Below are 12,636 nucleotides of genomic sequence, written 5' to 3'. Positions count from 1 at the left end.
ACTGAAATCCTAAGCCTAGTTCGCCCGCTTGCCAGAACCTTGTACCAGAGGTGGGACTCGAACCCACAATCCGCCTTCGCAGAACTAGGTCCTAAGCCTAGCGTGTATACCAGTTTCACCACTCTGGCAATAAAAACGGCAGGCACCGCGACTCAAATAACGTCAGTAATTTATACCATCGGTCGTTTTTTTCCAAAATGTTAGAGAGGAAGATACTAATCTCTATTCGTAGGTCCAACCCCGTAAACACGCCAGTTTATTTCAACAGCACAATTTTTCGTCTCGCCGTAAATTGTCCGGCGGTCATCTGAACGAAGTAGATTCCGGAATTCATTTGTGTTCCGGAAGCATCGGCGCTGTTCCAGAAAATCCGATGAAAACCGGCGGAAGTAGCACCATCTGCGAGCGATACAACCTGACGTCCAAGAATATCATAAATTTCAATACGGATGTTTGATTCGTTGGGAACTGCAAAACCTATCGTCGTGACGAGATTGAACGGATTGGGATAATTCTGCATCAGCGCGAATCGCTTCGGAAGTTTGCCGTCCGGCGATTCAATTCCAGACGGAACTTCGACATTCAGGAGATTTTCCCGAGAAGATTTCGTTCGATTGATGCCATCGCTTGCTTCGACAAACCAATAAAAGTGATAAACGGACGATTTCGATCCGGTTGTGAGCAAGCGCCGCAGAAGGCACACCCGATCGACAATCAATGTCGTATCATTTCCCATGTTATCAGCCGGAATCGTATCAGAAACTTCTGGCGTACCGGAAACGTACCAAACAACCCGATAGTTCAAAGGTTGACGTTCGGGATCGACGGATGAATTCCACTTAAACTGAACCGTCGCAGTATCGAAATCCCATGAGGGAATCGTCCACTGTGTTCCGGATAGAGGTTCGATCAGATCAAAAGCAAGCGGCGCATCATTAATAACACAAATCGACTCCGCAACACACTCGGCAAAAAGCGGTTGACCGGATAAATCGCTCACAACGACATTTCCAATCTTAAATGGATAATTTCCGGCTTTCAGCAATGGTCCGACATCGACATTCAGACTAATTCTTGTTTCGCTATTCAGTGCGATGGACTGTCCAAATCCGGCGCAGATGATCCGTGTCGTCGTACTGTCAATTTCGTTAAACTGAGCCGTCCAACCTGTCGGCAAATCTACCGAAATGCTTTTCACCGAAAAATAGTTGCCAGAATCTGCGACATCTAATTGAAAACCCGCAATCGGTTTCTTGTTTCGCAGAATGATATCTACTGCACTTCCGGTCGATCCCGCCCATAAAGAATTGTCATAAGCGGTAAAAAGCACGCCGGACTTCGTAACAAACAATTCACCGTCAGTTGTGACCGATTCAATAGAATTTCCAACCGAATCGGAAATTATGCAGTCGGAGATCGAGACGAAATGCCGACCGATTTCCGCAGATGAGGAAATCACGGCTTTGACGTTCACAACCTCATGATTTCCCGAATCAAGACAATCGCAAGCCATATTGAAGCCGAGGATTTGCACGGAACCGTCAACCTGAACGTTCCCTAAAACCTGCCAAGTTGTGTCGTCAGCGATACCGTTGCCCGCTTCAATCTGAATGAAGTCGAGAATCTGCGGCATTGTATTTATCTTGAATTGGAAACCGCTAATGGATGCCGACGGCATTTCTAAATCAATCGGAATTGTTACGGTATCGCCTACAAATTCGAACTGACTCTGGATTGAAATGGTAGGTTTGAAATATTTTGCCGGTTGGACGGTAAAATCCGGCACAGCTTCCGCTCGAAACGCCAATATGATTCCGACGACTATTAATAAATGAACAAATCTGTCGGTGCTTTTCGCCATGTGTTATCGTTTAAAAAACAATCGAAAGTTTAGAGATTTGCTCCATGACACTTCTTGTACTTCTTTCCGCTACCACAAGGACACGGATCATTTCTACCGATGTGTTTTTCGACATGTATCGGCATCTGTTTTTGACCGCGAGTATCGGAACGTTCGGACGTTTCATTTGATGCGGTAAAGCCCATACCGAGTGATTCGCGATGAACTGCTTGCGTAGGCGCCCGTCTGGCGGGATGTTGTTCCGGAGCCGGTCCGCCGATTTGAGCGCGGAAGCAAAGTTTGAGCGCTTGTTTGTTTACCTCATCCAGCATGATGGTGAATGCTGTGTACCCTTCGCTTTTATATTCCAATAAAGGATCTTTTTGACCGTAAGCGCGCCAATTAATACCTTCCTTCAATTGATCCATCGAGTAGAGGTGATCGCGCCATTTTTCGTCGATTGTCCGCAAGATCACAAATTTTTCAAGAAAACGAATCTGCTCTTCTCCGAGATATTTTTCGCGGCGATCGTAATATTTCTTCGAACGTTCGATGATCTCGCTTTTGATTCCATCTGGCGTGACGTTCGATAATTGGTCAAGCGACATGTCGATTCCCAGCGTTGAACCGATTTCCATTCGCAATTCGTTCCAATCCCATTCATCCGGTGCAGAATCAGATGTGTACTTTTCGACGAGTCCATCCGTCCACTCATCAAGCATAGAAAAGACTTCCGAGCGCAGATTCGGTTCAACGAGTGCATAATTTCGGCGATCGTAAATGATCTCTCGCTGATGGTTCATCACGTTGTCGTATTCAAGCAAATGTTTGCGGATCCCAAAATTGCGTTCCTCAACCTTCTTTTGCGCTCGCTCGATTGACCGCGTGACCATCGAATGAGTGATAACCTGTCCTTCTTCGATGCCGATTTTATCCATAATGGCGGCGACGCGTTCGCTATTGAACAACCGCATCAGATCGTCTTCCAAAGACAGGAAAAAGCGCGATTCGCCGGGATCGCCTTGGCGTCCGCTCCGTCCGCGTAGCTGGAGGTCGATGCGTCGGGATTCGTGCCGCTCGGTACCAACGATATACAATCCGCCGAGTTCGCGAACTTCTTTGCCAAGTTTAATGTCGGTTCCGCGTCCCGCCATGTTTGTGGCAATCGTGACCGCCGATTTTTCGCCCGCCCGCGCGACGATTTCTGCTTCCCGTTTATGCTGTTTGGCGTTCAGAACATTGTGGGGAATTCCCCGCCGTTTCAGCATACGGCTGATGGTTTCGGAAACTTCAACGCTAATCGTGCCGACCAGCACCGGTTGTCCTTTATGAAATGCGGCTTCAATCTCATTGATAATTGCGTTATATTTCTCGCGCCGTGTCTTATAAACCTGATCTTCGTGGTCGGTTCGGATACATGTTTCATTCGTCGGAACGACGACGACGTTGAGTTTGTAAATGTCGAGAAACTCTGCCGATTCCGTTTCAGCCGTTCCCGTCATACCGGCGAGTTTATCATACATGCGGAAGTAATTCTGAAGCGTAATTGTGGCAAAGGTTTGCGTCTCGGCTTCTACTTTGACTTTTTCCTTGGCTTCGATCGCCTGATGCAAACCGTCGCTGTACCGCCTACCGGGAAGAATTCGCCCCGTAAATTCATCGACAATTAAAACCCGCCCATCCTGAACGACATATTCATTATCTTTTTCATAAAGGCTGTAAGCGCGAAGCAATTGGGAAATGTTATGAAACCGGTCGGAAATCTCCGAGTGGATCATGTCCAGTTCAAGTTTCTTTTTTTCCTTTTCGGTTTCGCTCAAAGTCGCGTCCGTATCGATTTCAACTGTCTTTTCCGCCATCTCCGGAATGATGAGTTCGTTGACGTTGATTCCAAGCAGAGAAGCCAGTTTTTCTTCGCCTTTCGGTGTTAAAGTAATGTTGTGCTGTTTTTCTTCAATATAATAGTAAAGGTCTTTGAAGTACTCATCCTGGCTGACCGATTGTCCGGTTTTTCCACCGGTCAAAAGTAAATATTCACGTTCGCCGGATTGAGCCAATTTCTGGTATTCCGGTTCTTCAAGGAGTTTCCGCAGTCTTCGATTTTTTGGCATTCCCTGCGATGCAACGTAAAATTTGCTGGCTAAGGCGGCGTCGTCTTTCAACTGAGCCGGATCATCAGGGAATCTGGATAAAATTTCCGTTACAACATCGCGCTGGTACCTCACCAAAGAAGCAACTGCCGGATTGAGCACATCGAATTTTTCGTGGCGAGAAGCGGCAACGGGGCCGGAAATGATGAGCGGCGTTCTGGCTTCATCAATGAGAATGTTATCAACTTCATCGACGATTGCGTAGAAATACCCGCGTTGCACCTGTTCTTCAACGCTTAGCGCCATGTTGTCGCGAAGATAATCAAAACCGAATTCGTTGTTCGTTCCATAGGTGATATCTTTGCTGTATTCATGGCGACGCGCCTCGGAATCCATCGTGTTGAGAATGCATCCGACCGTGAGACCAAGTTCCGTGTAGATTCTGCCCATCCATTCACTGTCGCGTTGGGCAAGGTAATCGTTGACCGTGACGACATGAACGCCTCTGCCGGTCAACGCATTGAGATAAACCGGCATCGTTGCGACGAGCGTTTTGCCTTCACCGGTTTTCATCTCGGCAATTTTCCCTTCGTGAAGCACGACGGCGCCAATCAATTGAACGTCGTACGGAACCATATCCCATTTCATTTTCTGATCGGTTATTATCCACTCTTGACCGACGAGTCTGCGGCAGACGTCTTTCACCATTGCAAAGGCTTCCGGCAGGATTTCATCGAGTGCGGCGCGTTCGGCTTTCAGGAGAATTTTATCGCGCTCTTCCCGATCCATATCTTCCGGAAGTTCTTTATCCGCTGATGATCGAGATTCCTGCACGAATCGCTTGAATTCTTCGGTACGTTTCCGAAGTTTCTCGATTGGAACATCTTGTAATGTCGAATAGATTTGATTGATTTCATCGACGACCGGCTGGATTTTCTTAATCTCTCTATCGGATGCCGTGCCGAATATGGATGTCAGGAAAGAACTGATGCTCATATATTCACCATGCACTTGATTATTGATTCGTCCGCGTAAATCTGATTATGGATAAATTTACACAGGATAGATATTTCAAAAATATTAGCCATTCCGGTCAGTATCGCGACTATGTTCTTTTCTTGAGCGTGCCGCCGATAATGTGCAGAACGGCGTCCAAAATTCCGTTAACGAACGCACTGCTGTCGTCCGTTGAGTATTTTTTAGCGATTTCAATCGCCTCGGAGATAGATACTTTGGGAGGAATGTCCGTGAAATATAGAAACTCGCAAATCGCCATCCGAATGATCAAGCGATCAATAATGGCTATCCGGTCGAAGTCCCAATTTTCGGACTTGTCCCTTATGAATTTATCCAAATCGTCCTTGCGCAAAGTAGCAGATTCAAAAATTGATTTTGCAAATAATTTCAACTCGATCGATAGATCGGACGCATCGATTACCATTGACTCGACAAAATCGATTGTATCCTCGGAAATTTCCTGTGCATACATAGCCTGCAAGGCAACTTCTCGCGCAATTCGTCTTTCTCTCATTTTCAACAAACCCTAAAGTGTAAAAAATTCAACGGCAGAATTTACACTATTTTTTAGCAACTAAATGAAAAAAAGTTCGGAACAGCATCAAAATTGGTTTTCGGATAACCTCCATCATTCGATCAAATCTGGATAATTTGCTTCCCAAAATTCGTTTTTTATGGCTAAATTTGGTTGTAGTGAACGATACAACTTTACAACCTGAACATTGATAAAAGAGATGTAAAATATGCCAAGTGACAATAACTTACCAGAGCACACAATTTCCAAAAACACTCCGGCAAATCCAAAATCCATAAAGTCAAAATCCAGCCTAATCAAGCCGCCGACAAAAGTCGAACAGCACTTTATCGAAAAATCAGGCTGGGAATTCCAATATCTACCAACCGAAAAAATACCCGTCGTTTAAGTCAACAATTTCCCCATGTTGGGAAAATTAGCCGCATTCCGTTTTCTCGAATGGGTGCAGACAAATCCCGGCGGAGTCATTTCTTTGCCAACGGGGAAAACGCCCGAACATTTCATCCGATGGGTCAGCCACTATTTACAAACATGGAACGAAGCGGCTACCCGAAAAGAACTCGAAAATGTCGGCATTGATCCTTCGCGAAAACCGGACATGACGAGTCTAAATTTCGTCCAGATCGACGAGTTTTACCCAATTGATCCGAACCAGCAAAACAGTTTCAATTTTTATATCCAAAAATTTTACTTCCGCAATTTCGGACTGGATTTGAAAAAGGCGCTGTTAATCAATATCAACGAGATCGGAACCGCTCGCGACTTACACTTCGACAAGATTTTTCTCGATGAAAAAGTCGACCTTTCTCTGCGCACCCGCTGGCCGAAATCCATTCTGGAAGAACTTCAGAAAGAGACCATCGAAAAAACCGACCAGTTTTGCGTTGAATACGAAAAGAAAATCCGTGCGCTCGGTGGCATCGGTTTCTTCATGGGCGGAATTGGGCCAGATGGACATATCGGCTTCAACGTCAAAGGAAGCGATCATTTTTCGACAACGCGCTTGACGGAAACGAACTACGAAACACAAGCGGCGGCATCCACGGATCTCGGCGGAATTGAAGTCGCCCGCAAACGTCTTGTCATCACCATTGGGCTCGAAACGATCGCCTACAATCCAGACTGCGTTGCCATCATTATCGCATCCGGGCAATCGAAAGCCAATATCATCCGCGACTCGATTCAAAGCGCACCGACCATTCAATTTCCCGCAACGGCGCTTCAAAAACTGCCGAATGCGCGGTTTTATCTGACAGACGGCGCCGCCATCAAACTCATCGAACGCTGGTACGAAAGCGTCGCTCGGATGGAAAAACTTGATGATAAAACGATCGAAAAAGCGATCGTCAATCTTTCTATCAGCCACCATAAAACCTTCAAAGATCTGACAGCGGAAGATTATCAATCTGACCGCTTCGCTTCGCTGATCCTAAAAAAGACCGGTGTAAATCATAGCGAGTTAAATGAAAAGATTCACAATTCTTTCGTAGGACGCATCGAACGCGGCATCCAAAATACCGAAAACGAGGTTTTCATGCACTGCGCGCCGCATCATGACGACATCATGCTTGGATACCTGCCCTACATCGCTCATCTCGTTCGCTCGCCGAAAAACAAGCACTTTTTCAACTACATGACAAGCGGATTCAACGCCGTGACCAATTCATACGTTCTGTCTCTGCTGACCAATCTGAAGAATCACTTAGACAGCAAACACTTCAAGGAATTGTGGGACGAAAATTACTTCGAACCAACACATGCCGAAAGCCGAAACCGCGACGTCAACTGCTATCTCGACGGCGTCGCCAGCGGCGATAAAAAGAAGAAGATCGAAGCGGAATCGCGTCGCCTATTGTCCCTTCTTATCGAAATTTATGAAGAGAGTAATCTGACCTATCTGGAAGACCGGATTGACGAACTTATCAATTATTTTAAGACACAGTATCCGGGGAAAAAAGACATCGCTCACGTTCAACGGCTCAAAGGATCGATCCGCGAATGGGAAGCCGATGTACTATGGGGATATTTCGGGTTTGACAACAGCGCCGTCAACCATCTCCGGCTCGGTTTTTACAAAGGCGATATTTTCTCAGAAGACCCAATCGTTTCCCGCGACGTTATCCCGATCTATAAACTGTTAAAGAAAATCAAACCGACTGTCATCACGCTCGCCTTTGATCCGGAAGGGAGCGGACCAGACACACATTACAAAGTTCTTCAGGCAATCACAGAAGCGCTGAAGATGTACCAGAAGGATACAGATATATCAAAATTAAAAATCTGGGGATACCGCAATGTCTGGTTTCGATTTCATCCGGCGAGTGCCAACATTTACGTGCCGGTCAGTCTAAATTCGCTGGCGATCCTGCAAAACGCCTTTCTGGAAAGTTTCTCTTCCCAGAAAACCGCCAGTTTTCCCAGCCCGGAATTGGACGGCCCATTCTGCGACGTTGCCCGGAAAATTCAGGTCGATCAATATCTAAAAATCAAAACCTGTCTCGGAAGAAACTTCTTCATCAACAACGAACACCCGAGACTGCGCGCGACGCACGGGATGATTTTTATCAAAGAAATGACACCGACCGAATTCTTTGAACACTCGATGGAACTCAAAAAGTCCACCGAAAACATATAGCAATTTGTTTTTTTGATAGAAAACCTTGTAATAGGTACGTTTTCTGTCACAAGGTTTTTTGCTACGCTACACCAGTGCGGACGGCTCCAAAATTAGCCTTGACATCTGCGTTTGGTCATAGTAAAATCAACCAATGAAAAACTGTCAGTTTTTCAAATTACCATAGAAATAATTGGAGGAACCCAAATGATACCTAAGTATTTTTTCATCACCAAAGGACAAGGAAGACATAAAGATTATCTTCAATCATTTGAATTAGCCCTAAGAAACGCGGGCGTTCAGGGATGCAATTTAGTGACGGTTTCCAGTATTCTGCCCCCGGGTGCCAAGAAAATTTCCCGACAAAAAGGTACCGAAATGCTCAAACCCGGCGAAATCACGTTCACCGTCCTTGCAAAAAATTCTACCAACGAACCTCACCGACTCCTCGCGGCTTCCATCGGAATCGCTATTCCATCCGGCGAATCAAACTATGGCTATATCTCGGAACATCATTCCTTCGGACAGACAGATGAAGTCGCCGGTGATTATGCCGAAGACCTCGCCGCCACAATGCTCGCTACGACGCGCGGCATTGAATTCGATCCCGAAACCGCATGGGACGAACGAAAACAACTCTTTCGCTCCAGCGGCATGATTATTAAAACGAGTAACATGACACAATCGGCGACGGGCGACAAAGCAGGTCTTTGGACAACAGTCATCGCCGCCGTCGTTTTTATTCTGTAAGCCGACCGGATTTACGCCGGAATACCGTACTTCTCAACGACAAAATCGATATCCTTATCGCCTCTGCCGGATAGATTGACAAGAATGGTTTCCTTCTGATCAATTTCTCTGGCGAGTTGTCGAGCAAATGCAATAGCGTGCGCACTTTCCAACGCCGGAATGATTCCTTCTTCTCGCGATAACAAATAAAAAGCGTCGATCGCTTCTCGATCTGTGGCGCAGTGATATTGAACGCGCCGAATGTCTTTCAAATAGCTGTGCTGAGGACCGACGCCCGGATAATCCAACCCGCTGGCAACCGAATAAACTGGCATCGCTTCGCCGTTCTCATTTTGAAGAAGATACGACTTAAATCCATGCAAAATACCGGGTTTCCCAAGCATCAATGTCGCCGCATGTTCCCCATCTTTAAATCCAATCCCGGCTGGTTCAACGCCGTACATCTTGACCTCGGCATCGTCCAAAAACGCCGTAAACAGTCCTAACGCATTCGACCCTCCGCCGACACATGCCACTAAATGATCCGGCAACTTTCCCGTCAATTCTCTGAACTGTTCCTTCGCTTCGCGACCGACAATACTCTGAAAATCACGAACCATCATCGGAAACGGATGCGGTCCGACCACCGAGCCGATTGCGTAAAACTGTTTAACCGGATCTTGCAAATAAGCGAGAAAGGCGGCATCAACCGCCTCTTTAAGCGTTTTCCGTCCTTCTGAAACCGGAATAACCCTCGCGCCAAGAATTTTCATTCGGACGACATTTGGATGCTCTTTGGCAATATCAACTTCGCCCATGTAAATATCACACGCCAATCCGGTCAGCGCCGCCGCTGTCGCCAACGCGACGCCGTGTTGACCCGCTCCGGTTTCGGCGATCAATTTCCTCTTGCCCATTCGCTTCGCCAACAACGCTTCGCCAAGGCAATGATTAATCTTGTGCGCTCCGGTATGATTTAAATCTTCTCTCTTTAAATAAATCCGCGCGCCGCCAATCGAACCGGACAATTTTTGGGCAAAATAAACGGGACTCGGGCGCCCAACATAGTGATGGTACAAATCAGTCAGTTCATCCTGAAACGACTGATCTTCTTTGACTTTCAGATAAGCGGCGGTAATTTCGTTTAAAACGCTTTGCAGATTTTCCGGAACAAAACTCCCGCCATACTCTCCGAAATATCCGTTCTCATTGGGTAACTTTTCAATCATCATGATTCTCCTACTTTTTTGACATAAAACGACTACGGTCACAGGTCTTTTCAGGCTCTGCGATCTCTTAAATGATTTTTAAATTGAATTAGTTATCGATGCGGATCAGCGAACCCGAAAAGAAAATACTCCGGCGCCACCACCACTGAACGAGATTTCTTTTCGACTTCGTAATCATCGGGGGAAAATATATTGGTTCAACCGAAAAAATAAAAGATATTTTTCAGAGCAGTCCACACATTTTTCCGAAAAAACAGTAAATTTCAGAGTTTTTATGAAAAAGTTAATCGCTCAAAGGGTTTAAGATGAATAAAAAGATCAGAATAATCTATCTGGTTTTCGCTTTCGTTTTAGTCTGGAATTTCGACGTTTTTGCTCAAACGGCACCGCGGCATGTCGGCGTTTCAATTCACGAAACCATGATCAACGCTTTTTTTAATAGCATTGGTCCGGTGACGGGAACCGGTAAAAAAGCCGACGTCAAATATGAGTGGACGGTCATTCATCCCGAAATCGACATTGAGCCGGGCATCGCTCATTTCTATGCAAAAGTCAAACTTTACTTTCGGCTTTTTTGGCAAAGAGATCCCCATTGGTACGATCGACACACTCAGTCACAAATGACTATCAATTCTTAGAAGGAGCATTATGGAACCTATCAAAATCGCATTTTTTGACGCAAAATCTTACGACATCCAATCGTTCGACACCGTCAATTCAACATTTGGTTTTTCATTTAAATATTTTAACGCGCACCTTTCGGTCGACACGGCGATTCTCGCTAAAGATTTCGACGTCGTCTGTATTTTCGTCAACGATCCGCTCACGAAAGAAACCCTCGACCTGTTCAAATCGTTTGGCGTAAAGTTGATCGCGCTCAGAAGCGCCGGATACAACAATGTCGATCTCCACGCCGCATATAAAAATCTACACGTGGTTCGGGTTCCCGCTTACTCGCCGTTTGCCGTCGCTGAACATACCGTTGCACTCATGCTGGCGCTCAACCGGAAAATCCATCGCGCCTACAATAGGATCCACGACAATAACTTCACGATTTCCGGACTCATGGGCTTTGACATGCACGGAAAGAATGCCGGCATTATTGGAACAGGAAAAATTGGGAAAGTCCTCACCCGCATTCTCACCGGCTTCGGGATGAATATTCTCGCGTATGATCCCTTCCCAGACATTGAATTTGCAACGGCAAACAACGTCGCTTACGTCGATCTTCAGACGCTCTATCGCGAATCGGATGTCATTTCCTTGAATTGTCCATTGAACAAAGAGACTTTCCACATGATCAATAAAGAAGCCATCGCTGAGATGAAATCAGGAATCATGCTGATCAACACCGGACGCGGACATTTAATCGACACACAGGCGCTTATTGATGGACTGAAAAGCCAAAAAATCGGTTCTGCCGGGCTCGACGTTTACGAAGAAGAAAGCAAATATTTCTTTGAAGATTTTTCCAATCAGATTCTAAGCGACGACACGCTGGCGCGCTTGCTCACTTTTAACAACGTGCTCATCACCTCGCATCAAGGATTTTTTACGCAGGAAGCGCTGAAAAATATCGCCGAAACAACTTGCCAGAACATCAAAGATTTCTTCGATGATAAACCACTCATCAACGAAATATGCTATCAATGCACCGAAAGTATTTGCTTAAAGGAAAAAACCGGTAGGTGTTTTTAAAGTTGCCGATGAACCGTCTCGGTTCATTATTTTGCCTTTTGTGGTTCGATTTTCTGAAGGTCGGCGTCGATAAAAATCTCGACGCGCCGGTTTAGCGAGCGTCCCTCTTCCGTGGAATTATCAGCGACCGGCCGGAATTCGCCGTAACCCAGCGCTGAAAACTTACTCTCCCCGATCCCTGAAACGGTGCTGAGATAACGCACGACTTCCAGCGCCCGCGCGGAACTCAATTCCCAATTGCTGTCGTATTTTCCACCGCGAATTGCCCAGTTGTCGGTATGTCCTTCGACGCGAATTTCGACATTCAGAACATGATTGTACTTTTGCATGGCGTCGTAGAAAGATTTCATTTCCTTGTCTTCCTTCAACGTAAACATCCGCGAATGCCGGATTGTGTTTCCGATATGATCCAAAATCGGGCGAAAATTCGCTGATATTTCCGCCGAGTTGACGTCGAAGAAATACTCGCCGCTGATTGTTAACTGAACGCCTTTGGTCGTGCGATTAACGATTATGTTTTTGCTGAGGCGTTCAACGCGCACATAATTCGCCAGATTCTGCTGGGTTTCATTTAGCAATACGTCAACCATCTGGTAAATTGTGTTTTCGGCTTCGTTCAATATGACCATCATCATCAGAAAAAATGTCAGCAACAGCGTCACCATGTCACCATAACTGAGAATCCATGTCGCTTTGGGTAAATTGCTACTCATTTTCTACTCTAATTTGCACAACTTCTAAAACCGACTGCTCGAATTTAATCTGAAACCCTTTCTGTTTCCAATAGAAATTCCATTTTCTTCTTTCCCTTTGCAAAATGAAGTCTGATTTCGTTATTTTGCCGAAAGTCGATAAATTCCGGTAGTTTTTCGACGAAAGGATTC

At 45.9% G+C, this 12,636-nt stretch carries 8 protein-coding genes, 1 tRNA gene and 1 pseudogene; 4 read left to right on the top strand and 6 right to left on the bottom strand.

Going from position 1 to position 12,636, the window contains the following annotated elements; genetic code table 11:
• Positions 1-39: 39 nt before the first annotated feature.
• The 4 genes from COT43_09440 to nusB form a co-directional block, all read right to left on the bottom strand.
• Positions 40-128, bottom strand: a tRNA-Leu gene (locus tag COT43_09440).
• A 128-nt stretch (positions 129-256) separates the two neighbouring features.
• Positions 257-1,861, bottom strand: a complete 1,605-nt coding sequence (locus COT43_09435; protein ID PIS27655.1) for a hypothetical protein — start codon at positions 1,859-1,861, stop codon at positions 257-259.
• A gap of 29 nt (positions 1,862-1,890) precedes the next feature.
• Positions 1,891-4,926 (bottom strand): preprotein translocase subunit SecA, encoded by a 3,036-nt coding sequence (gene secA, locus COT43_09430; protein ID PIS27654.1) that lies wholly within the window; start codon positions 4,924-4,926, stop codon positions 1,891-1,893.
• Between the two features lie 109 nt (positions 4,927-5,035).
• Entirely contained in the window at positions 5,036-5,461 is a 426-nt protein-coding gene (nusB, locus tag COT43_09425; protein PIS27653.1) for a transcription antitermination factor NusB, read from the bottom strand.
• A gap of 295 nt (positions 5,462-5,756) precedes the next feature.
• On the opposite strand from nusB, the pseudogene COT43_09420 reads away from it, so the two are divergent.
• A pseudogene (locus COT43_09420) lies at positions 5,757-8,117 on the top strand (glucosamine-6-phosphate deaminase).
• Positions 8,118-8,303: 186 nt separating this feature from the next.
• A complete protein-coding gene (locus COT43_09415; GenBank protein PIS27652.1) occupies positions 8,304-8,846 on the top strand; it encodes an arginine decarboxylase, pyruvoyl-dependent in 543 nt (180 codons plus the stop codon).
• Between the two features lie 11 nt (positions 8,847-8,857).
• On the opposite strand, the gene trpB is transcribed toward COT43_09415, so the two are convergent.
• Positions 8,858-10,057, bottom strand: coding sequence for a tryptophan synthase subunit beta (trpB, locus tag COT43_09410; protein PIS27651.1), 1,200 nt, complete (start codon positions 10,055-10,057; stop codon positions 8,858-8,860).
• Positions 10,058-10,359: 302 nt separating this feature from the next.
• On the opposite strand from trpB, the gene COT43_09405 reads away from it, so the two are divergent.
• Positions 10,360-10,692: a hypothetical protein gene (locus COT43_09405; protein PIS27650.1), complete on the top strand. Its 333-nt coding sequence runs from the start codon at positions 10,360-10,362 to the stop codon at positions 10,690-10,692.
• 10 nt (positions 10,693-10,702) lie between these two features.
• A complete protein-coding gene (locus COT43_09400) occupies positions 10,703-11,752 on the top strand; it encodes a hydroxyacid dehydrogenase (GenBank protein PIS27649.1) in 1,050 nt (349 codons plus the stop codon).
• A 26-nt stretch (positions 11,753-11,778) separates the two neighbouring features.
• Here COT43_09400 and COT43_09395 read toward each other — a convergent pair whose 3' ends face one another.
• Positions 11,779-12,465, bottom strand: a complete 687-nt coding sequence (locus COT43_09395) for a hypothetical protein (protein PIS27648.1) — start codon at positions 12,463-12,465, stop codon at positions 11,779-11,781.
• Between the last annotated feature and the right edge of the window lie 171 nt (positions 12,466-12,636).

It is taken from the genome of Candidatus Marinimicrobia bacterium CG08_land_8_20_14_0_20_45_22, assembly GCA_002774355.1.
In the GTDB taxonomy this organism is placed as follows: Bacteria; Fidelibacterota; UBA2242; order UBA2242; family UBA2242; genus 0-14-0-20-45-22.
This window is presented reverse-complemented; position numbering and strand designations above follow the sequence as displayed.

What these genes read in the sequence shown, in the direction of transcription:
- COT43_09435 (PIS27655.1), bottom strand. Translation starts at nt 1,861, where the DNA reads ATGGCGAAAAGCACCGACAGATTTGTTCATTTATTAATAGTCGTCGGA.
- secA (PIS27654.1), bottom strand. Translation starts at nt 4,926, where the DNA reads ATGAGCATCAGTTCTTTCCTGACATCCATATTCGGCACGGCATCCGAT.
- nusB (PIS27653.1), bottom strand. Translation starts at nt 5,461, where the DNA reads ATGAGAGAAAGACGAATTGCGCGAGAAGTTGCCTTGCAGGCTATGTAT.
- COT43_09415 (PIS27652.1), top strand. Translation starts at nt 8,304, where the DNA reads ATGATACCTAAGTATTTTTTCATCACCAAAGGACAAGGAAGACATAAA.
- trpB (PIS27651.1), bottom strand. Translation starts at nt 10,057, where the DNA reads ATGATGATTGAAAAGTTACCCAATGAGAACGGATATTTCGGAGAGTAT.
- COT43_09405 (PIS27650.1), top strand. Translation starts at nt 10,360, where the DNA reads ATGAATAAAAAGATCAGAATAATCTATCTGGTTTTCGCTTTCGTTTTA.
- COT43_09400 (PIS27649.1), top strand. Translation starts at nt 10,703, where the DNA reads ATGGAACCTATCAAAATCGCATTTTTTGACGCAAAATCTTACGACATC.
- COT43_09395 (PIS27648.1), bottom strand. Translation starts at nt 12,465, where the DNA reads ATGAGTAGCAATTTACCCAAAGCGACATGGATTCTCAGTTATGGTGAC.